The 21,930-nt window shown below is 62.1% G+C and carries 17 protein-coding genes and 1 pseudogene; 9 read left to right on the top strand and 9 right to left on the bottom strand.

All coding sequences use genetic code 11. From position 1 onward, the window contains the following. Nucleotides 1-20: 20 nt before the first annotated feature. The gene (locus AMK05_RS22160) at nucleotides 21-4,796 is read right to left on the bottom strand and encodes an NAD-glutamate dehydrogenase (RefSeq protein ID WP_064841197.1); all 4,776 of its coding nucleotides are present in this window, start codon (nucleotides 4,794-4,796) and stop codon (nucleotides 21-23) included. A gap of 275 nt (nucleotides 4,797-5,071) precedes the next feature. On the opposite strand from AMK05_RS22160, the gene pdxY reads away from it, so the two are divergent. From pdxY to AMK05_RS22140, 3 genes are all read left to right on the top strand, one after another. Beyond that, nucleotides 5,072-5,947, top strand: coding sequence for a pyridoxal kinase PdxY (gene pdxY, locus AMK05_RS22150; RefSeq protein ID WP_064841196.1), 876 nt, complete (start codon nucleotides 5,072-5,074; stop codon nucleotides 5,945-5,947). Nucleotides 5,948-6,018: 71 nt separating this feature from the next. After that, the gene (locus AMK05_RS22145; RefSeq protein WP_049733256.1) at nucleotides 6,019-6,660 is read left to right on the top strand and encodes a carbonic anhydrase; all 642 of its coding nucleotides are present in this window, start codon (nucleotides 6,019-6,021) and stop codon (nucleotides 6,658-6,660) included. Nucleotides 6,661-6,756: 96 nt separating this feature from the next. Then, a complete protein-coding gene (locus AMK05_RS22140) occupies nucleotides 6,757-8,370 on the top strand; it encodes a GGDEF domain-containing protein (RefSeq protein ID WP_064841195.1) in 1,614 nt (537 codons plus the stop codon). 50 nt (nucleotides 8,371-8,420) lie between these two features. Here AMK05_RS22140 and AMK05_RS22135 read toward each other — a convergent pair whose 3' ends face one another. From AMK05_RS22135 to AMK05_RS35320, 3 genes and pseudogenes are all read right to left on the bottom strand, one after another. Beyond that, nucleotides 8,421-9,245, bottom strand: a complete 825-nt coding sequence (locus AMK05_RS22135; RefSeq protein WP_064841194.1) for a lytic murein transglycosylase — start codon at nucleotides 9,243-9,245, stop codon at nucleotides 8,421-8,423. Nucleotides 9,246-9,321: 76 nt separating this feature from the next. After that, the gene (locus AMK05_RS22130; RefSeq protein WP_064841193.1) at nucleotides 9,322-10,356 is read right to left on the bottom strand and encodes an aspartate-semialdehyde dehydrogenase; all 1,035 of its coding nucleotides are present in this window, start codon (nucleotides 10,354-10,356) and stop codon (nucleotides 9,322-9,324) included. 111 nt (nucleotides 10,357-10,467) lie between these two features. Beyond that, nucleotides 10,468-10,697 (bottom strand): annotated as a pseudogene (locus AMK05_RS35320) (hypothetical protein). Between the two features lie 68 nt (nucleotides 10,698-10,765). On the opposite strand from AMK05_RS35320, the gene AMK05_RS22120 reads away from it, so the two are divergent. The 5 genes from AMK05_RS22120 to AMK05_RS22100 all read left to right on the top strand — a co-directional run bounded on the left by AMK05_RS22120 (nucleotide 10,766) and on the right by AMK05_RS22100 (nucleotide 17,111). Then, the gene (locus AMK05_RS22120; protein ID WP_064841192.1) at nucleotides 10,766-12,520 is read left to right on the top strand and encodes an alkaline phosphatase; all 1,755 of its coding nucleotides are present in this window, start codon (nucleotides 10,766-10,768) and stop codon (nucleotides 12,518-12,520) included. 99 nt (nucleotides 12,521-12,619) lie between these two features. Next, the gene (locus tag AMK05_RS22115) at nucleotides 12,620-13,081 is read left to right on the top strand and encodes a hypothetical protein (RefSeq protein WP_064841191.1); all 462 of its coding nucleotides are present in this window, start codon (nucleotides 12,620-12,622) and stop codon (nucleotides 13,079-13,081) included. A gap of 6 nt (nucleotides 13,082-13,087) precedes the next feature. Continuing rightward, entirely contained in the window at nucleotides 13,088-13,780 is a 693-nt protein-coding gene (locus AMK05_RS22110; RefSeq protein ID WP_064841189.1) for an ABC transporter ATP-binding protein, read from the top strand. Beyond that, a complete protein-coding gene (locus AMK05_RS22105; protein ID WP_064841188.1) occupies nucleotides 13,777-15,039 on the top strand; it encodes an FtsX-like permease family protein in 1,263 nt (420 codons plus the stop codon). Before AMK05_RS22110 ends, AMK05_RS22105 begins: the two co-directional genes overlap by 4 nt. 185 nt (nucleotides 15,040-15,224) lie before the next feature. After that, nucleotides 15,225-17,111, top strand: coding sequence for an MFS transporter (locus AMK05_RS22100; protein ID WP_064841186.1), 1,887 nt, complete (start codon nucleotides 15,225-15,227; stop codon nucleotides 17,109-17,111). 43 nt (nucleotides 17,112-17,154) lie between these two features. Here AMK05_RS22100 and lpxE read toward each other — a convergent pair whose 3' ends face one another. Beyond that, entirely contained in the window at nucleotides 17,155-17,907 is a 753-nt protein-coding gene (gene lpxE, locus AMK05_RS22095) for a lipid A 1-phosphatase LpxE (RefSeq protein ID WP_171899818.1), read from the bottom strand. 176 nt (nucleotides 17,908-18,083) lie between these two features. After that, a complete protein-coding gene (leuB, locus tag AMK05_RS22090; protein ID WP_064841184.1) occupies nucleotides 18,084-19,196 on the bottom strand; it encodes a 3-isopropylmalate dehydrogenase in 1,113 nt (370 codons plus the stop codon). 169 nt (nucleotides 19,197-19,365) lie between these two features. Here leuB and AMK05_RS22085 point away from each other — a divergent pair, with 169 nt between their 5' ends. Further along, the gene (locus AMK05_RS22085) at nucleotides 19,366-20,298 is read left to right on the top strand and encodes a pyridoxal-phosphate dependent enzyme (RefSeq protein ID WP_064841183.1); all 933 of its coding nucleotides are present in this window, start codon (nucleotides 19,366-19,368) and stop codon (nucleotides 20,296-20,298) included. Nucleotides 20,299-20,359: 61 nt separating this feature from the next. Here the strand turns inward: AMK05_RS22085 and leuD are convergent, their stop codons facing one another. The 3 genes from leuD to AMK05_RS22070 form a co-directional block, all read right to left on the bottom strand. Further along, on the bottom strand, nucleotides 20,360-20,968 hold the full coding sequence (gene leuD, locus AMK05_RS22080; RefSeq protein ID WP_064841181.1) for a 3-isopropylmalate dehydratase small subunit: 609 nt from the start codon (nucleotides 20,966-20,968) through the stop codon (nucleotides 20,360-20,362). A gap of 135 nt (nucleotides 20,969-21,103) precedes the next feature. Continuing rightward, the gene (locus AMK05_RS22075; protein WP_049733270.1) at nucleotides 21,104-21,523 is read right to left on the bottom strand and encodes a VOC family protein; all 420 of its coding nucleotides are present in this window, start codon (nucleotides 21,521-21,523) and stop codon (nucleotides 21,104-21,106) included. A gap of 107 nt (nucleotides 21,524-21,630) precedes the next feature. Then, entirely contained in the window at nucleotides 21,631-21,864 is a 234-nt protein-coding gene (locus AMK05_RS22070; protein WP_064841180.1) for a hypothetical protein, read from the bottom strand. Nucleotides 21,865-21,930: the final 66 nt, after the last annotated feature.

Below are 21,930 nucleotides of genomic sequence, written 5' to 3'. Positions count from 1 at the left end.
TCCTTTTTCGGCGGACTGTCTCACCTCACCCGGTCGCGCGCAAGATCGGTCAGGATACCTGCAGCAACGGTAATACGCGCAAGGTTGGGATCGCCGCCGTCGCTGAGGCTCGAAAGCTCCTCGACGATCCGGTTGATGCGAACGCGGTCCTGGGCATGCCAGGCCTGAACCGGCAGCTTTTCCTTGCCGTGATCGGACAGCGCCGAGATGACGATGTCGCGCCTTGCGCTGGCAATCTGGTCGATGCTGCGGGCAAGCGCCAGATTCTCGTAATGGTCGGAGGTAAGGATCCGCCCACCCGCCGCCAGCAGCCGGGCAATCCTGAAAGTCTGCGATACCGCGAAGTAGTTTTCGGCGGCGCGCACCAAGGGCTCGCCGGTGCGCTCGGCGATCTGCATGATCTCAGGCACCAGCGCGAAGCTGTGGAGATGTGCGATCTCGGCTGCGAGTTTTTCGTGCACGCCCGCCTGGGCGTATTCGGCCTGGCGGGCAGCGGCGTCGCCGGCCGATTGTTCGGCGAAGGCAGGCTTCAGTTTCTTCAGGGCAGCCTGCAGCCGGCTAATCACCTCGGCCATATCAGACTTAGTCATGGCGGTCTTCAGGAGCAGGCGCGTCAAGACGGTAAAGCTGTGGCTGATTTCCTCGTAGATGCGGTTCTGCATCTCGCCCGATATCCGGCCGTCGAGGCCATCCGTTTCGGCCCAGAGCCTAGTCAGGTCGAAACCGTCGCGGGCAACGATCGCCGCCCGCACCACTTCCGGTGCCGAAGCCGCTGTCGCGTCCATCATCGCAACGGTGAAGCTCGGCCCGCCGCGGTTGATCGCTTCGTTGGCAAGCACCGTCGCGACAATTTCGCGCTTCAGGCGGTGACCGGCGATATCGCCGGCGTTCGACTTCTGCATCTTGACGGGGAAATAATTCAAAAGCGTCGTGGTAAAATAGGGATCATCCGGCAGATCGCTGGCGGCCAGCGCATCGAAGAGCACGATCTTGGCATAGGATACCAGCACGCCGATTTCCGGCCGCGTCAGCGGCTTGCCGGCGGTGTAGCGTTCGGCCAGCGTCTGCTCGTCCGGCAAAGTCTCGACCTTGCGGTTCAGCTGACCGGCGGCCTCGAGCACGCTCATGAAACGGCCAAGCTCCAGGCCGTTTGCCGTGCCCTTGCGTTCGGTCAGCGAGATCGCCAGCGACTGCAGGTAATTGTTGCGCAGCACCAGGGTCGCCACTTCGCCGGTCATCGAAGACAGAAGCTGGTCGCGTTTTGCCCGTGTCAGGCGCCCGTCATGCATGGCGGCCGCCAGCGCGATCTTGATGTTGACCTCGACGTCCGAGGTGTTGACGCCGGCCGAATTGTCGATGGCGTCGGAGTTGCAGCGCCCGCCCTTGAGGCCGTAGGCGATGCGGCCCTTCTGGGTGACGCCGAGATTTGCGCCCTCGCCGATCACCTTGGCACCCACTTCCGCCGCGGTGATGCGGATCGGGTCGTTGGCACGGTCGCCGACTTCGGCGTCGGTTTCGGACGGTGCTTTCACATAGGTGCCGATGCCGCCGAACCAGAGCAGGTCGACCGGGCTTTTCAGGATCGCCGTCATGATTTCGAAGGGCGTGGCGACAGCCTTGTCGATACCGATCGCGGCAACCGCTTCCGGCGTCAGCGTGACCGACTTCGCCGCGCGGGAGATGATCATCGCGCCCTTGGAAAGCACGCTTTTGTCGAAATCCTGCCAGCTCGAGCGCGGCAGATCGAAGAGCCGCTGGCGCTCGGCCAGCGTCTTTTCCATATCGGGATCGGGATCGATGACGATATCGCGGTGATCGAAGGCGGCGATCAGCCGGATCTTCGGAGAGAGCAGCATGCCGTTGCCGAAGACGTCGCCTGACATGTCGCCGACGCCGGCGACGGTGAAGGGCGTCGTCTGGATGTCGATGTTTATTTCACGGAAATGGCGTTTGACGGTTTCCCAGGCGCCGCGGGCGGTGATGCCCATCTTCTTGTGGTCGTAACCGGCCGAGCCGCCGGAGGCGAAGGCGTCGTCCAGCCAGAAACCGGCTTCCTGCGCCAGCGCATTGGCGGTGTCGGAGAAGGTCGCGGTGCCCTTGTCGGCGGCGACCACGAAATAGGGGTCGTCACCGTCGAGCCTGACCGTGTCCTTCGGCGGCACGATCTCGGTCCCCGAGATGTTGTCGGTGATCGACAGCAGTGTGCGGATATAGGTCTTGTATGCCTCGCGGCCGGCATTGAAGATCTCGTCGCGGCTGCCGCCGACGGGGAGCTTCTTCGGATAAAAGCCGCCCTTGGCGCCGACCGGCACGATGACCGCGTTCTTCACCTGCTGCGCCTTGACGAGGCCAAGCACTTCGGTGCGGTAATCCTCGGCGCGATCCGACCAGCGCAGCCCCCCGCGCGCCACCTTGCCGAAGCGCAGGTGCACGCCCTCGACTTCGACGCCATAGACGAACATTTCGCGGAAGGGTTTGGGTTGCGGCAGCCCGTCGACCAGATGCGGATCGAGCTTGAAGGCCAGCATCGATCTCGGCGAGCCATCCGGATTCCTCTGGAAATAATTGGTGCGCAGCGTCGCATCGACGATATTGACGTAGCGGCGCAGGATGCGGTCGTCGTCAAGGCTTGGCACATCGGCCAGCTCGGTCTCGATCGCCTGGTGCAGCTCGGCAAGTTTCTTGACGCGGACCTTTTCGGAAAGCCTTGTATCTAGCGTGTCGTGGAACAGCCTGAAGATGGCGGCGGCGACACCGGGATATTTGTCGAGCGTAGTGGCGATATAATCCTGCGAATAGGCGATGCCGGCCTGGCGGAGGTAACGCGCATAGGCGCGCAGCACGTTCGTCTCGCGCGCCGAGAGCCCGGCCGAGAGGATCAGCCGGTTGAAGCTATCATTGTCGATCGTACCGGCGAAGGCGGCGACAAAGGCTTCCTCGAGGGCGGCGCCGTAACGCTGCAGGTCGATGTCGCCGCCATTGCGGGCCTCGAGCTCCATGTCGTGCAGCACGACGAGTTTCGGTTCTCCGTCCGTGGCCGGTACTTCGATGTCGAAGGTGCGTTCGCTGACGACATTGAAGCCGAGATTCTCAAGCAGCGGCACGCGGCGCGACAGCGCCAGCTGGCCGCCGGCGTGGAAGATTTTCAGCGAGAGCGTACGGCTCTCATCTTCCTGGCGATGGTAGAACTGGATGCGAAGCGGCTCGCCTGCGGCACAAGCGACGATATCGGCGAGATCGGCCACGGTTTCTTCAGGCGTGAAGGAATCCTGGAAGGCCTGGTCGACCGAGATCTTCGGCGCCTTGGCTCCGGCCAGCGCCTCGAAACGGTCGTCCCAACGGGCGGTGATCTCGCGGATCACCTGCTCGAGCTTTGCCTGCGGAATGCGCGGCGTCTTGCCGCCGGAGCGGCCGATGATGAAATGCACGCGCGCCACGCCGCCTTCCGGGAAAGCCGGATAATAGGCGGAGACGCGACCGTCATAGACAGTCTTCAGATAGGCGCCGATCCGCTCACGGACGATCGAGTCGTATTCCTCGCGCGGCACGTAGACGATCACCGAGACGAAGCGGTCAAAATGGTCGATGCGCGGCAGGACACGCACGCGCGGGCGGTCGGCCAGGTCGTTGATCTGCTCGGCAAAACTGGCAAGCAGGGTGGTGTCGATCTGGAAAAGGTCGTCGCGGGGATAGGATTCCAGCGTGTTGTCGAGCATGCGGCCGGAATGGCTCATCGGGTCGAAGCCGAAATGCTCCTTCACCTTCTCGATCTTGGAACGCAGCAGCGGGATCTCCGAGGCGAGCGACGTATAGGCCGTCGAGGTGAAGAGGCCGACGATGCGCAGCTCGCCGGTGACGTTGCCGCTGGCGTCGAAGCGTTTGACGCCGACATAATCCATATAGGCCCGGCGATGGACGATGGATTTCACATTCGCCTTGGTGACGATCAGGAAGTCGGGGCCGTCGAGGAAGGCAAGAATCTCCGGCGTCGTCGTCACGGCGTCCTTGCCGGTGCGCAGCACCAGAACGTCGGGGTTGGAGAGCATGCCGAGGCCCGCACCCTTGTCTCGCTCAACCTTGGCATCGGCACCCTTGCCGGAATAGACATATTCACGCATGCCGAGGAAGGTGAAATTCTCGTCGCGCAGCCATGTCAGGAAGGCGACGGCCTCATCGCGATCGGCCTTTTTCCGGCTGGCGCCATTGGCGGAAAGCTCTGCGATCACGCCGTCGATCTTGGAAAGCATCGGCTTCCAGTCGGAGACCGACAGACGGACCTGTTCGAGCACGGTTTCAACGCGTTTGACGAGATCTGCGGCCTGGGCGGAATTGAGCGGCGCAATATGGAGCTGGATATGGCTGACGCGGCTGGCCGGGTCGCTCGGGTGATCGGCGGAATAGAGCGCTGGCGCCTTGCCCTTCTCCATGACCAGGATGGGATGCACGGCCATGAACAGGTCGCGATAGGTGCTGGTCACTTCGCCCATGACCGATTCAAACAGGAAGGGCATGTTCCGGTCGGTGACCGAAAGCACCGACACGGCAATCCCCTCAGGCGCCACATCGGCAATGGCGTCGATGCTGACGCGCGGCGCCTTGCCGTTCCAGGCGGCGAGTTCCCTTGCCGAATGCACGGCGGAGAGCGCCAGCATCTCAGGCGTATAGAGTTCGAGATCGTCATTGCTCGCCCGTCCGAAGAGAATTTCCGGATCGAGATGCGCCTCGCCCGTCGCCTTGGCGACCTTGCGCGCGCTTTCGATCTGCTTTTCCCGTTTCGGATTATTTCTGGCAGCCATGAATCGCCTCCCGCAATGGACTGATTTTCTGCAAGCTAGCAGAAGATTCTTCGAAAAAATCTCTAAAATGGGGGCCTAGGGGATGGTTTTGATGCTTTTTTGACGCAGGAAATGGGAAATTGTCAGGGATTTTTCCGTTTTCGTGGCCAAAACGAACGAAACGGCCCCGCTTTTGATTTCTCTTCCCCTGCACATTTTCATGCTCACGTGAAGAATGGTTGACAGCGCGGCGTCAAAAATATCATCAAACCCGGTCATCATTCGGATCTTGTATCATGTCGGAAAATGCAGCGGGCGCAATCATCGTCATCTCCAGCCACGTGGTGCGCGGCTCGGTCGGCAACCGGGCGGCTGTCTTTGCGCTGGAGACGCTCGGCCACCCCGTCTGGGCGCTGCCGACCATCGTGCTGCCTTGGCATCCCGGCCATGGCCGTTCGACGCGGCTGACATTTGCGGAAGAGGATTTCGACGCGGCGATCGACGATCTGATCCGGGCGCCCTGGATCGGCGAAGTCAAGGCGGTGCTTTCGGGCTATTTCGGCAATGCCGCCCAGGCGCGCTCCGTCGCCCGGCTGATCGCCGCGCTCAGGCAGGATAATCCGGAGCTGCTCTATGTCTGCGATCCGGTGATGGGCGATCTCGGCGGCCTCTATGTGCCGGAGGCGACCGCCGAGGCCATTCGCGACCATCTCATCCCGCTCGCCTCGCTGGCGACGCCGAACCGCTACGAACTCGCATGGCTTTCCGGGGCCGCGCTTGAAGACAACAGCGCGATCATGGAGGCGGCGCTGGCGCTGGGGCCGTCGCGCATGCTCGTCACCTCGGCGGTGCCGATGATGGCGGGCGGTACCGGCAACCTCTATCTGTCCGGCCGTCACGCGCTTCTTGCCGAGCACCGCGTCGTCGAAAACCCGCCGAATGGTCTCGGTGACCTGCTGGCCGCCGTCTTCCTGTCGCGCCTGCTTTCCGGTCTCGAGGACGAAAAGGCGCTGCAGCTTGCCACCGCCAGCGTCTTCGAAGTGCTAGCGCGCGCCGTCAAGCGTGGCAGCAACGAGCTGATGCTGGCGAGCGATGCTTCCAGCCTTTCGACGCCGATGGCGATGGTGCAGATGCGCCGGCTCGTTCACCCGGCGCAGCGGCGGAAAAAATGACGCATATGCCGACGCGTTCATTTTGCATTGCAGCAGTTGAAATTGTCTGCCGCGCGCGCTAATCCAGAAGCATGCAGCGTTTTCCAAATTCCCTTCTGGACGGTTACCGCAACTTCATGAACGGGCGTTATGCCGACGCCCGCGACAGGTATCGGCTGCTTGCCGAAAACGGTCAGAGCCCCAGTACGCTGGTCATTGCCTGTTCGGACTCGCGTGCGGCGCCGGAGCTGATCTTCGATGCCGGCCCGGGTGAGCTCTTCGTCATCCGCAACGTCGCCAACATGGTGCCGCCTTACGAGCCGGACGGACATTTCCATTCGACGTCGGCCGCGCTCGAATTTGCGGTGCAGGCGCTGAAGGTCTCGGATATCGTCGTGATGGGCCATGGCCGCTGCGGCGGCATCCGCGCAGCGCTCGATCCGAATGCCGAGCCGCTGTCGCCGGGCGATTTCATCGGCCGCTGGATGTCGCTGGTCAAGCCCGCCGCCGAGCAGATCCAAAGCAATGACGTGATGACGGCGGCCGAGCGGCAGACAGCGCTGGAGCGTGTGTCGATCCGCAATTCGATCGACAATCTCAGAAGCTTTCCCGACATCAAGGCGCTCGAGGAAGCCGGAAAAATGCATCTCCATGGCGCATGGTTCGATATTTCGACCGGCGAACTCTGGGTGATGGATGCCGAGACACGAGACTTTATCCGTCCCGAAATCTAGGGATCTGCCGCTTTATCAGTTTATTAAGAATTGCTGCTAAGATTGCCGCCAATTGGTCGCGCACGACCGACGTTTTGATCACCGTGGCGATTGGCGATGAAGTTCGAGACCATCAAAAGGGTTATCCTGGCCGCCATTCTGCTGCCCTTCGTCTTCATGCTCATTGAAGGCGTCGTCGTCATACGGGCTTCAGTCACGCACTACAGGGATCTCGAGAAAGACCGGCAGTTCGCCGATGTGCTCGCCCGCGGCGGCTCCATCGCCGCCACGGAGATCCTGAGTGAAATCGGCGCCACCCGCCTTTATCTCGCCCATCCCAGCAGCAAGACCGCCGCCGACATGAAGCAAAGTCGGGCGACACTCGACGACGAGCGCCTTGCCTTCTACGCCAGCCTGCCCTCCCGCGATATGCTCGACGCCGGGCTTGTGGAAGAATTGTCGATTCTCAGCCTTGCCTATAGCCGCATCGTCGCCGCGCGCAGCGCCGTCGACCAGGGCCGCTATTTCGGCAGCGATCCCGGGTCCATCTACTGGTACGCAGCTCTCAAGCAGCTTGCCGTGGTCGATGCGCTGTCGCCGCTGATCAGCGATCCGGTGCTGCTTGAGAAATCCAACCAGCTGATGGGCATCATGCTGACCTATTACGGCGAAAGGCTGATTACCGGCGTCGGCAGCCGCTACCTCGACCATGGCGTTTCCGCCAGATTTCCGGTGGAGCAGTTCATGCAGGGCAAGGTCATGCTCGGTGAGGGCATGGATCACATGGTCTTTCATTCGGCGGCGCCGATCGTGCGCGACATCGCCACCTATCTCGGTCACCGCGACCAGGTGAAGGCGAATGCGATCACCGATGCCATCCTCGCGGGATCGCGGCCGGCGGGCGCCGTGCGCGACGCATGGGCGGCCGCACAGAGCGAACGCATGGCTTTCCTGCAGCAGAAAATGATCGAGGCGGCGAGCGATATTCACGAGACCGGCGAAAATTTTTCGACGCGCTCGCATTTGCATCTGACGCGGATCCTGGCGCTGTGCGCCGGCCTGCTCATTCTCGCGACATTGGTGATGCTGCTGGCGGCAAGGGGCCTGCGCCTGATCGACCGGCTGGCAACGGACCGGGAGACGCTGGTCGGCGAGTTGCGCAACGCGGCCCAGACCGATCTCCTGACCGGTCTTTACAACAGGCGCGGCTTCGAGTTCGCCGCCTCGGCCCTTCTCACGCAGGCCGAGCACGGATCGCGCTGGATTTCCGTCGTGCTCTTTGACCTCGATCATTTCAAGAAGATCAACGATGTCAACGGCCATGATGCCGGCGATGCCGTGCTCCGGCATGTCGCGGGCGTCGCGCGCGAGAATTTCCGCTCCTTCGATCTACTGGTGCGCCATGGCGGCGAGGAGTTTCTGGCGCTCCTGCCGGATTCGACCCCTGACGATGCCGCAATCGTTGCCGAGCGTGTGCGGCTGGCGATCGAGGCGGCGGAAATCCCCCTGGAAAGCGGCGAGATTCTCAAGGTGACGGCGAGTTTCGGATGCGCCGGCCGGGCAAACGACGGCGCAAGCCGGAACTTCGAGGACCTTGTCAAACGTGCAGACCTGGCGCTCTACGCCGCCAAGGCCTCCGGCCGCAACTGCGTCGTTTCGGGGCCGGTCGTGCCGACGCAGGAGGAACGCCGCAAGACAGTGTCCGGCGGCGGTTTTGATTCCCGCCTATGAAAAACGCCGCATTGCAGCGGCGTTTCGGGGGATCGTTGACTAGAGAAGGCTTATCTGCCGCCGTCGATCTGCTGGCCGATGTAGGCAATCGCCTGCTGGTAGACGCTGGCGGCGTTCCAGCCCTGGATAGCGACGAAGTTCGGCTCTCCCGGCTGATAGCCGGCGCCGGCGCGCCAGCCATGGCCCTTGAGGAAATTCGCCGTCGAGGCCAGCGCATCGGCGCGGGAACCGACCATGTCGACGCGACCGTCGCCATCGCCGTCGGCGCCGAAGCGCACCACATTGCGCGGCAGAAACTGCGTCTGGCCGATTTCACCATGGGCGGCACCCTTGGCCTGCGGGCTCAGATAACCCTCGGAGACGAGCTGGAGCGCGGCATAGAGCTGGTCGGTGAAATAGTCCGAACGGCGGCAGTCATAGGCGAGCGTCGAAACGGCCGAGAGTGTATGCTGGTTGCCCATATAGCTGCCAAAACCGGTCTCCATGCCCCAGATCGCAATCAGCGGGCCGGCCGGAACGCCGAAACGGCGCTCGATCGAGGCAAAAAGCGCCTGATTGGCAGCCTTCATGCTGCGGCCGCGGGAGATGACGGCGGCGCCGCCGCGCTTCTGCATGAACGCGTCGAAGGAGAGTTTGAAGCTTTTCTGGCCGCGGTCGGCGGCGATCGTCGGCTTGTTGTAGTTGACGTTGGCGAAGGCGCGGCTGAGCACCGACTGGCTGACGCCGTTGGCCGCTGCCGTCTGTTTGAAATCGGCGACCCAGGCGTCGAAGCCGGCGCTGGTATTGCCACATTGCGGTCCTTGCGCGAACGCCGGTACCGCATGGAGAATGCCCATTGCCGCAGCGGCCGCCAGAAATAACTTTGTCATGCGCATTGAGAAAACCCCACTTTGCCCGGAAAAGCCCCGCTCACCGAGCAGGGCTTTAGCATCTTATGGTTTACAAATGGTATCAGGCGGCCTGCTTGCGCGGCTTGACAAGGCCGCGATTGACCAGCAGCTCGGCGATCTGGATCGCGTTCAATGCCGCGCCCTTGCGCAGATTGTCGGAGACCACCCAGATGTTGAGGCCGTTTTCGACCGTCGCATCTTCCCGGATGCGCGAGATGTAGGTCGCGTCCTCGCCGGCGGATTCATACGGCGTGATGTAGCCGCCGTTCTCGCGCTTGTCGATGACGAGGCAGCCCGGTGCATCGCGCAAGATGTCGCGCGCCTGGTCGGCGGTGATCTCGTTTTCGAACTCGATGTTAACCGATTCCGAATGGCCGATGAAAACCGGCACGCGCACCGCGGTGCAGGTTACCTTGATCTTCGGGTCGAGCATCTTCTTCGTCTCGGCCAGCACCTTCCACTCTTCCTTGGTGTAGCCGTCTTCCATGAAGACGTCGATGTGCGGGATGACGTTGAAGGCGATACGCTTGGTGAACTTCTTGTTCTCGATCGGATCGGCGACGAAGACGGCGCGCGTCTGATTGAAGAGCTCGTCCATGCCGTCCTTGCCGGCGCCGGAGACCGACTGGTAGGTCGAGATGACGACACGCTTGATCTTGGCGAAGTCGTGCAGCGGCTTCAGCGCCACCACCAGCTGGGCGGTCGAGCAATTCGGATTGGCGATGATGTTGCGCTTGGTGAACTGGCTGATGGCATCCGGATTCACTTCCGGCACGATCAGCGGCACGTCGGCGTCGTAACGCCAGGCCGACGAATTGTCGATGACGATGCAGCCCTGCTGGCCGATCTTCGGCGAGAACTTCTTCGAGATCTCGCCGCCGGCCGACATCAGGCAGATATCGGTGTCGGAAAAATCGTAATTCTCCAGGTTGGAGACCTTCAGCGTCCGGTCACCATAGGAAACCTCGGTGCCCTGCGAACGCGCGGAGGCGAGCGCCACGACCTCATCGGCGGGGAAGCCGCGTTCGGAGAGGATGTTGAGCATCTCCCGGCCGACATTTCCGGTCGCTCCCGCAATTGCTACTTTGAAACCCATTTCTCAAGCTCTCTTTCTCTTCTCTCCTCTTGTCCGGTGAGGGGAAAGGCGCGACGGATCGCGTCTTCCTGTCCCCAGCCGAGCCGGGGAGAGAGCGGCAGGCCAGAGACGTCAGACGGTTTTCGTCGTCGTTTTGGCCTTGGTTTTGGCAGAAACCGGAACGGCAATGTCCACCCCGGCAACCTGTGCCCGGTCATTGCATGCAGCAATGGCGTGTTCGTCGCGAACCATGGAGATTCCTTTTCCGCTGTTGCTCTTAAAAGGTTTTCCACAGGAGTCAAGGTTTTTGCGCTCGAAGCAGGGCGCGAAAGCAGCGGCCCGGTGCTGCGACGTTTTGTCATGCCGCTGTCATCCTCGGCAGGTATCCCGGCCAAGTCATCAATGTCTGCAACGAAAACGGGGGTTTTCCATGCGTACGCTTCTTGCCGCCTTTGCGGCCAGCACCATCCTTGCGGGCGCCGCTCAGGCGACGACGGTCTATCCGCTCGATCGCGCGACGATTCTTGCCGGTTCGCCGTTCGATTTCAAGGTCGAACTCAACAAGCAGGTCAAGCCCGAAGACGTGAAGATCACCGTCAACGGCCAGGACTACAAGACCGTCCTCGGCGGCGAGGCACAGTTCGTCGAGCTGGAAAAGGGCAAGGATGACAAGGCTCTCGGCTCGGCGCTGCTGCTGCGCGGCCTGAAGATTTCCGCTCCGGGCGACTACAAGATCGAAGTCGCCGCCGGCGACGAAACGAAGTCTGTCACCTGGAACGTTTACGAAACCGCGGCTCAGCCGAAAGCCAAGAACATCATCTTCCTGCTCGGCGACGGTCTTTCGGTCGCGCACCGCACCGCCGCCCGCATCATGTCGAAGGGCATGAGCGAAGGTAAGGCGAACGGCCGGCTGAATATGGACGACCTCGATCGCATGGCTTTCGTCGGCACGTCGGCGACGAATGCGGTTGCCACGGACTCGGCCAACACCATGTCGGCCTACATGACCGGCCACAAGACGGCCGTCAACGCGATCGGCGTTTACGCAGACCGTACGCCCGCCTCGCTCGACGACCCGCGCGTCGAAACCTTTGCAGAAGCCGTTCGCCGCACGACGAAGAAGTCGATCGGCATCGTCGCGACGGCTGAGGTGGAGGACGCGACGCCAGCTGCCGTCGTTGCCCATACCCGCAACCGCAACGACAAGGCCGATGTCGTCGGCATGCTGCTCGACGTCAAGCCGGAAGTCCTGCTCGGCGGCGGTTCGGCCTACTTCCTCGGCAAGGAGATCGCCGGTTCCAAGCGCAAGGACAACCAGGACTACATAAAGCTGTTCCAGGATGCCGGCTACAAGCTTGCTACCGACAAGAACGAGCTCGCCGCCAATGCATCTGCTGAAGGCAATCTCCTCGGCCTGTTCCACACCGGCAATATGGACGTGACGCTCGACCGCGAATTCCTCAAGAAGGGCACGGTCGACAAGTTCCCGAACCAGCCGGGTCTCGTCGACATGACCAAGGTTGCGCTCGACCGCCTCTCCAAGAATCCAGACGGTTTCTTCCTGATGGTCGAAGGTTCCTCGATCGACAAGATGTCCCATCCGCTCGATTGGGATCGCGCCGTCGTCGAAACCATCGAATTCGACCAGGCGATCGGCGTTGCCCGCGAATTCCAGAAGTCCCATCCCGATACGCTGATCGTCGTCACCGGCGACCATACGCACGGCGTATCGATCATCGGCACCGTCGATGACGAGAAGCCGGGCACGGAAATGCGCGAAAAGGTCGGCACCTATGCCGAAGCCGGCTTCCCGAACTACAAGGACGAAAACGGCGACGGTTATCCCGATAAGATCGACGTCAGCCGCCGCCTGTTCCTGAGCGCCAACAACGGCCCCGATCACTACGAGACCTTCCGTCCGAAGCTCGACGGCCCGTTCGTTCCGGCCGTCCAGAACGAAAAGAAGGAATATGTCGCCAACGAGCAGTACAAGGATGTTCCCGGCGCCGTCTTCGTTCAGGGCAATCTTCCGAAGAGCAGCGAGAGCGGCGTCCATGCGGTCGACGACGTCGTCCTGCAGTCGGCTGGTCCAGGCTCGGAAGAGTTCCATGGTTACATGGAACAGAGCGACGTCTATCGTGTGCTCGCCGACACCTTCGCGCTCGGCGCCAAGCAGACGAACTGATCCGAAGCTGATCCCGCAAGGCCGTTTGCCGGCCTTGCCGCTTTCTTCGATCACTGTCCTGGCCGTTCAGCGGCCAGGATTTGCTTTCTGGAGGTCGCAATGGACATATTCTCTTCGCTGCATCTCAGCCGCCGCCGGCTGATCGCCGCCGCCGTTGCGCTTCCCTTTGCCGCTTCCGCCGTGCGCGCGGGCGACGCCTCGCTCTCCTTCGACGAGCTCTACGGCAAGTTCGGCGTGCTCGGCCTCGAATTTTCCGACAAGGTGAAGCGCCTCGCCGGCCGGGACATCAGCATGAAGGGCTTCATGGCGCCGCCTTTGAAAGCCGAGGCGCAGTTCTTCGTGCTCACCGAAGTGCCGATGTCGCTCTGCCCCTTCTGCTCCTCCGATGCGGACTGGCCTGATAATATCGTCGTCGTCTATCTCGGGGAGAAGCAGACCTTCGTGCAGCCGCGCCAGACGATCGAGGTGCGCGGTACCCTGGAATACGGTTCCTGGACGGATCCGGAAACCGGCTTCGTCAGCCTGCTGCGGGTCCGCCAGGCCGAATATTCCGCCGTCTGAACCGATATGCTCGCTCTTACTATCGAAAATCTTGCTGTCACCTTCCCAGGCCTGCCCTCGCCGGTGCTGGCAATCGGCCGGCTGTCGATCGATGCCGGCAGCAGGGTCGCCATTACAGGCGCTTCCGGCTCCGGCAAAAGCACCTTCGTCAATATCGTTGCTGGGCTGGAGCGGACGCGGCAAGGCTGCATCCGTTGGAACGGCGAGGATATTGCGGGCTTTTCGGAAAGCCGGCGCGATCGGTTCCGGGCGGCCAATATCGGCCTGGTCATGCAGGAATTTCATCTCTTCCCTGGTCTGTCGGCGCTGGAGAATGTGCTTTTGCCGGCGCGGCTTGCGGGTGCGGCCACGGCCGATGTCACCGAGCGGGCGCATGCGCTTTTGGGCACGGTGGGTCTTTCCCGCCCCGGCCAGAAGATCGAAACCATGTCGCGCGGCGAGATGCAGCGCGTGGCGATCGCCCGGGCGCTGCTGCGCAAGCCCGGCGTCATCATTGCTGACGAACCGACGGCGAGCCTCGATGCCGAAAGCGGTGAGGCTGTCGGCGATCTCATCCTCGATCTCGCCATTGCCGAAGGCAGCACGCTGATCGTCGTTTCGCACGACCAGCGCCTGGCCGGCCGGCTCGACCGGCGCATCACCTTCGGCTCCGGCCGGATCAGCGCCGATTCCGCGGCAATGGCGGGAGAGGCTGCATGATCCGCTTCATCCTTTCCGATCTTCGCCGCCTCTGGGCGGGCTCGCTGGTGGTCGTGCTGCTGGTGGCGCTGGCGACCGCGCTCGGCGTTTGCGTCGTGCTGCAGGAGCGGGCGCTTCGTCTCGGTAGCGCGCGGGCCGCCGACAAGTTCGATCTCGTCATCGGCGCCGGCGGCAGCGAGACGCAGCTGGTGCTGTCCTCCGTCTTCCTGCAGCCCTCGCCCTTGCCGCTGATGCCGGGCGACGTGCTGGCCGGGCTTGCCGCCGATCCCCGCGTCGACTGGGCCGCGCCGATCGGCTTCGGCGATTCCTTCTCCGGCTATCCGATCGTCGGCACGACGGCAATACTGGCGGAGAACTTGTCCGGCGGCTTCGCGGAGGGCAAGGCGTTTGCCCGCGAGGGCGAGGCGGTGGTCGGTTCCGCCGTCCGCCTTTCGCTCGGGGCCGAGATCAAGCCGATGCACGGTTCGGCGGAAGAAGGCGGCGAAACCCATACCGAACTCGTTTATCACGTCACCGGGCGCTTGCGGCCGACGGGCACGGCCTGGGACCGGGCCATTCTCGTTCCAATCCAAGCCGTCTGGCATATTCATGGTCTGGGGGCGGAGGCGCATGAATCCGAGGCCGGACAGGCTCATGAGCACGAAGGCGCTGGTCACGATGGGCATGAGCATCACGGCGAAATCGACCCGGATGCCGTCATCGACGAGAAGTGGGCTACGGATGCTCCCGGCCTTCCCGCCATTCTCGTCAAGCCGAAGACCATCTCCGATGCCTACAAGCTGCGGCAAGAATATCGCAACAGCAATACCGTCGCCGTCTTTCCCGGCGAGGTGCTGACCAATCTCTATGCCACGCTCGGCAACGCCAAACAGATCCTCGTCGCGGTCGCCGCCGGCGCGCAAGCGCTCGTCGCCGCCTCGCTGGTGCTGGTCACGGTCATCCATATCGGCCAACGCCGCCGCCAGATCGGCGCGCTTCGGGCTTTCGGCGCTCCGCGCGGCGCGATTTTCGGCATCGCCTGGCTGGAATTCTTCTTCCTGGTGGCAGTCGGCATCGGGCTCGGATTTTCCTTCGGCTATGCTGCGGCGCTGACCCTGTCCGGCATGTTCTCGGAGACGAGCGGCATCGCGATGCCGGTCAGCTTCGCCCATGAAGACGCTGGGCTTGCGGCGGTGCTGCTCACCTTTGCCGCACTCCTGGCCGCGCTGCCGGCGGTGCTCGCCTACCGGCAATCGCCGGCGCAGGCGCTGAGAGCCTAACCACGGCCGACTGACGCCGCTGCCTGCCAAAGCGCGCTGCCCTTAGACTAAAGTCATAATCCCAAAGCATCTCTCTTTTTGATCTGCCGTTTCTGGCACACTCCCGTCAGGCGTGTCGCGGCCAGGGGTCTGCTTTGAGGAGAGTAGGTCGCGCGCGTTGCTCATCACTCTGTGGAGGACAGACAATGGCAAATGTCGCAAGCATCGACGGCGCGAAGGCCGGTCCGATGACCGGCGAAGAGAAGAAGGTGATCTTCGCCTCTTCGCTCGGCACCGTTTTCGAATGGTATGATTTCTATCTCTACGGTTCGCTCGCCACCTATATCGGCGCGACCTATTTCACCCAATATCCCGAGGCGACGCGCAACATCTTCACGTTGCTCGCCTTTGCCGCCGGCTTCCTGGTGCGCCCCTTCGGCGCACTGGTATTCGGCCGTCTTGGCGATCTGGTCGGCCGCAAGTACACCTTCCTGGTGACGATCATGATCATGGGTCTGTCGACCTTCCTGGTCGGTATCCTGCCGGGTGCCGCCACCATCGGTATCGCCGCCCCGATCATCCTGATCGCGCTGCGTCTGCTTCAGGGTCTGGCGCTGGGCGGTGAATATGGCGGTGCGGCAACCTATGTCGCCGAACATGCGCCGAACGGGCGCCGCGGCTATTTCACCTCATGGATCCAGACGACGGCGACGCTCGGCCTGTTCCTATCGCTGATCGTCATCATCGTGGTTCAGTCTCTCATGGGTCCGGTTCAATTCGCCGCCTGGGGCTGGCGCATTCCGTTCCTGGTCTCGGTCGTCCTGCTCGGTATTTCCGTCTGGATCCGTCTGAAGATGAACGAATCGCCGGCGTTCCAGCGCATGAAGGCGGAAGGCAAGGGCTCCAAGGCGCCGCTGACCGAAGCCTTCGGGCAATGGAAGAACGCCAAAATCGCGCTCATCGCGCTTCTCGGCGCCACCATGGGCCAAGCGGTCGTCTGGTACGGCGGCCAGTTCTATGCGCTGTTCTTCCTGCAGAACGTGCTGAAGGTCGATCTTTTCTCGGCCAATGTCATGGTCGCTATCGCGCTCTTCCTCGGCACGCCATTCTTCGTCATCTTCGGTGGTCTTTCCGACAAGATCGGCCGCAAGCCGATCATCATGGCGGGCCTTCTCATCGCGGCGGTAACCTATAATCCGCTGTTCAAGGCGATGACATGGACAGCGAACCCGGCGCTCGCCGAAGCTCAGGCCTCAATCCGCGCGACGGTGACGGCCGATCCCTCGGATTGCAAATTCCAGTTCAACCCGACCGGCACGTCGAAATTCACCAGCTCCTGCGACGTGGCGACCGCCTTCCTGACCAAAAACTCGGTGCCTTACGACGTCGTGCCCGGTCCCGCCGGTCAGCCGGCAACGGTGAAAGTCGGCAACGAGACGATCCCGAGCTTCGACGTCGTCGCCGCCGGCGACAAGGCCAAGGGCATGACCGCCGCCTTCGAAAAGGGCGTCAACATCGCGCTCCACGATGCCGGCTATCCGCTGAAGCGCGGCGCCGCCAAGGTGCCCGATGCCAAGCTCGACGCCTTTATCGCTGCCAATCCGGAACTGGCACTGAATGCCGATACCGTGCGTGCCGGCGAGAAGGAAACCGTGCCGGCGGCCAAGCTGGTCGAGACCAAGCTGCTGACGGCGGATGAGGCCAATGGCGTCACCGATATGGCGGTTTACACCGTCGCCAATGGCGGCAGCTTCGCCATGGTGGCCGATCCCGCTCGCGTCAACTGGGTCGGCACGATCGCGATCCTGTTCGTCCTCGTCCTCTATGTGACGATGGTCTATGGCCCGATCGCCGCACTTCTGGTCGAGCTCTTCCCGACTCGCATCCGCTATACCGGCATGTCGCTGCCCTATCACATCGGCAACGGCTGGTTCGGCGGCCTGCTGCCGGCCACGGCCTTCGCGATGAGCGCCGCCGCCGGCGATATCTATTACGGTCTCTGGTATCCGATCGTCTTTGCGACGATCACGCTGGTGATCGGCCTGATCTTCCTGCCGGAAACGAAGAACAGAGATATCAACGCAATGGATTGATTACACGGTCGAACGTGAGAAGCTTGAGAAAACGGCCCGGCGCTTACAAGGCGCCGGGCTTTTCCATGTCCGGAAACAGGCGCTTGGCGAGCGGCCAGCCGTCCGGCGCCAGTTTGAAGAGCAGGCCGCAGCGGGCATAGACGATCGCCGTCAGCAGCGAGAACCAGGCGCCGAAGGCAAGGCCGGCGATGACATCGCTCGGATAGTGGGCGCCGACCATGACACGCGTCATGCCGAGCCAGATGGCACAGGCAATGAAGGCAACGCGATAGCGCGGTAAGAGAAGCGCAAAGGCGGCGAAGAAGGCGCCGACCGTGGTGGAATGGCCCGACGGAAAGCTTTCGAAAGCGGCGTGGCCCGAAAAGGGTGTGAAGGAAAAGATGCCGTAATCCTGGAAGTGATCAGGGCGCGCCCTGCCGATCGCCCGCTTCAGCAGATTGGCGAGAAGCCCGGAGAAGACCACCGTGGTGAAGAGGTAAGCGCCGATCCAGCTGACATAAAGCGCCTGCGCCTTGGAGCGCGCCGTCTTCAACAGTCTGTAGCCTGCCCTGCCCTGAAAGAAGAGCAGGATGCTGGTGTAGATCAGCCAAGCGGAATCGCCGAAACCGGTCAGCATTTCGCCGAGCTGCTTCACCGGCGCGGAAGGCTCGCTGGCGCCGATCGGCGCATCGAAGAGCAGCATGGAAAGGATGACGGCATTGAGCGTGATGAAGACGCTCGCCTGCCAGCGCAAAGGTGGCATGCCGACACCGCTCCGGCGCCAGCGCCTGTCCAGGGAAGCCCAAAATGCCCGCATTCCGTCGTCCGTTCGAATTTGCCGGGTTAGAATTCGGCGCAAAAATACACGAGATTGTGGCTGAGAATAGTCCGTTTCGGAGAATTCGACCGACCACCGTTCAGGCATCTCCGCTTTCACGAAAAAGCCCTCCGCATGCGTGATGCGAAGGGCTGAACTGTTTCACGTGAAATATATCAGGCGGAAAACGCCTTGAACTCGGCGAGGATCGCATCGCCCATCTCGACGGTGCCGACCTGCTTGCAGCCATCGGCCATGATGTCGCCGGTGCGGATGCCCTTGTCGAGCACGTTGGCAATCGCCTTTTCCAGGTCGTCGGCTTCCTTCACCAGATTGAAGGAGTAACGCAGGCACATGGCGAAGGAGGCGATCATGGCGATCGGATTGGCAATGCCCTTGCCGGCGATGTCGGGAGCCGAGCCGTGCACCGGCTCGTAGAGCGCCTTGCGCTTGCCGGTCTTGCCGTCCGGCGCGCCGAGCGAGGCCGACGGCAGCATGCCGAGCGAGCCGGTCAGCATGGCGGCGACGTCGGAGAGCATGTCGCCGAAGAGATTGTCGGTGACGATGACGTCGAACTGCTTGGGCTGGCGCACCAGCTGCATGCCGCCGGCATCGGCGAGCATATGGTCGAGCTGGACGTCGGAATATTTCGCCTTGTGCGTCTCGGTCACCACCTGGTTCCAGAGCACACCCGACTTCATGACGTTACGCTTTTCCATGGAGCAGACGCGGTTCTGGCGCGTGCGGGCCATTTCGAAGGCGACGCCGGCGATGCGCTCGATCTCGTAAGTGTCGTAGACCTGGGTGTCGATGCCGCGCTTCTGGCCGTTGCCGAGATCGATGATCTCCTTCGGCTCGCCGAAATAGACGCCGCCCGTCAGTTCGCGGATGATCAGAATGTCGAGGCCTTCGACCAGTTCCGGCTTCAGCGACGAGGCCGAGGCAAGGGCCGGATAGCAGATGGCAGGACGCAGGTTGGCAAACAGCTGCAGATCCTTGCGCAGCCGCAACAGGCCGGCTTCCGGGCGCACCTCGTAAGGCACGCTATCCCATTTCGGGCCGCCGACGGCGCCGAAGAGAACGGCATCGGCGGCCAGCGCCTTCTGCATATCGGCTTCCGAGATCGCCGCGCCATGCGCATCATAGGCAGAGCCGCCGACAAGGCCTTCGTCGGTGACGAAACCGGCATTCATTGCCTCGTTCATATAGGCGATGATCTTGCGGACCTCGCCCATGGCCTCGGGACCGATGCCGTCACCCGGCAGCAGGAAAAGATTGCGCACAGTCATGAAACCCTCCTGGGAAAAACAAGTTGCGGTTTCTTAGACCCCGGAAATGGGCATTTCAAGCGAGAGAAGCGGTGAATCGGTACGCTTCGCTCCCGGTCGTGATGATTGCTCCTGCGCCTGCAAACGGGCTAGAACGGCGTCTTACCTTCCATGTCCACGGATGTTTCCCATGCCTTTCGCACCGCTCCATCTCGATACGCCCTTGGTTCAGACCGCGCCTGGCTACAGCGCCAGCGGCAAACGGCTCTGGCTGAAGCTCGATGCGCTGCAGCCTTCCGGCAGCTTCAAGCTGCGCGGCGTCGGCCGGCTTTGCCAGCACGCGGTGGAAAATGGCGCGCGCGAGATCTTCTGCGCGTCCGGCGGCAATGCCGGTATCGCCGCGGCCTATGCCGGCCGGGCACTCGGCGTGCCGGTCACCATCGTCGTGCCGGAAACGACGGCGGCCGATGTCCGGCAGGTGATTGCCGCAACCGGCGCGAATGTGCTCGTACATGGTGCGGTTTTCGACGAAGCCAATGCCCATGCAATCGAACTCGCGGAGAGCCGCAAGGCGAGTTATGTGCATCCCTTCGACCATCCGCTGCTGTGGGATGGCCATGCGACGCTGATCGACGAGGTGGTGGCCAAGGGTGCGAAATTCGATTGCGTCGTCACCAGCGTTGGCGGCGGCGGCCTGCTTGCCGGCATTGTCGAGGGGCTGAAGCGCAACGGGCTTGCCGATGTGCCGGTGATCGCCGTCGAAACGGAAGGCGCGGCCTCGCTGAACGCCAGCCTCAGGGCGAATGAACGCATCACCCTGCCTGCCATCACCTCGATTGCCACCTCGCTCGGCGCGCGGCAGGTGGCGCAGCATGTCTTCGATCTGCCGAAACGGCATCCGATCGAAAGCATTGTCGTCAGCGATGCCGATGCCGTTGCCGCCTGCCTGAAATTTGCCGATGCGCAGCGCATTCTGGTCGAGCCTGCCTGCGGTGCGGCCCTTGCCGTTGCCGATGTGCACGCCGGGCTGCTTGCCCGCTTCGACAATCCGCTCATCGAAGTCTGCGGCGGCATCGGCGTATCGCTCGAAAAGCTGAGGCTCTGGAAAGAAAAGTTTCTCTGAGCTGAGATCAAAGAAAAAGCCGGGCAAAGCCCGGCTTGATCGAGAATTTATTGGAGAGCGCTTAAGCCGCCCAGGGGTGCGAAGCGGCGTTCTTCTTTTCGAAGCTGTCGATCGCCTTGCCCTTCTCCAGCGTCAGGCCGATGTCGTCGAGACCGTTCAGCAGGCAGTGACGCTTGAACTCGTCGAGATCGAACTTGATCGAGCCGCCATCGGGGCCGGTGATTTCGAGGTTCTCAAGGTCGACGGTGAGGATGGCGTTGGAACCGCGCGAGGCGTCGTCCATCAGCTTGTCGAGATTTTCCTGGCTGACCTTGATCGGCAGGATGCCGTTCTTGAAACAGTTGTTGTAGAAAATATCGGCGAAGCTGGTGGAGATCACGCAGCGGATGCCGAAATCGAGCAATGCCCATGGCGCGTGCTCGCGCGAGGAGCCGCAGCCGAAATTGTCGCCGGCAACCAGGATCTTGGCATCGCGGTAGGCCGGCTTGTTCAGCACGAAATCCGGATTTTCGGAGCCGTCTTCGTTATAACGGGCTTCGGCGAAAAGGCCGGTGCCGAGGCCGGTGCGCTTGATGGTCTTCAGATAATCTTTCGGAATGATCATGTCGGTGTCGATATTGACGACCGGCAGGGGCGCTGCAACGCCCGTGAGCTTCACGAATTTATCCATGACGCATGCTCCATTTCAGCAAATCTACTTTCCTGAATGTGCATCTAGTCCAGTTTTTCGCCGAAATGAAGGAGAATCTTTGAAAAATGGGGGCCACGCGACGTTTCGCGCGGCCTGCCCGTTAAATATGTCGGGTTATTTGGTCGGCGCGTTCAGGCCCCAGAGCACGCCGAACGGGTCGCGAAGCTGGCCGTAACGGTCGCCCCAGAACATCAGTTCGACCGGCATGACGACTTCGGCGCCGGCAGCGACGGCGCGATCCCACCAGAAATCGATATCGTCGATAACCAGCTGGATGGCGAAGCCTTCATGGCCTTTGAAGGGGTGGCCGTATTCCGGATAGGCATCCGACAGCATGAGGGAACTGCCGTTGATGTAGAGATGCACATGCATCGTCCGGCCGCTTTCGTCGACCGGCACGATATAGGCTTCTTCGGCGCCGAAAGCTTTCTTGTAGAATTCTGCGGCTTTCACAGCGCCGCCGACCGTCAGATAGGGCAGCAGGCCATTTTTGACCGGCGGCATCTTGACCGGATTGTTTTCCGTCGCATTCATGCTCGTCCTCCATCGTTTTCAAGCGCCGGCTGGATGCCTGGCTGCTTCAAGGACGTAGCATGGACGCATGATCCGACAATGTCGGTCGGTTTTTCGCGTGAAGCGGCTTAGAGATCGATGATCGTGCCGCGGCCGTCGTTCCAGATCCGCATTTCGCGTTGGCCATTGTTTGCCTTGGCGCGGACCGGAGCGGGCTTCATCTTCAGCGACAGTGCGCGGCCGACCATCAGCACGGTCAGAATGCCGCCGACGGCAAGCGTCACCGAGAAGGTGAGAAGCAGCATGGCCACGAAAACGCTGGCGCCGGCAAGCATGAAGAAGATGGAGCGAATGTTCTGCATGGGGTTTGGTACCTTTCTACGGAAAGGAATGTGTCCTTCTTTTTCTTCTCTGCAAGGCAAGCATGG

The organism is Rhizobium sp. N324, assembly GCF_001664485.1.
In the GTDB taxonomy this organism is placed as follows: domain Bacteria; phylum Pseudomonadota; class Alphaproteobacteria; order Rhizobiales; family Rhizobiaceae; genus Rhizobium.
The sequence above is the reverse complement of the archived record's forward strand: the minus strand, read 5'-3'. Positions and strand labels throughout refer to the sequence as shown.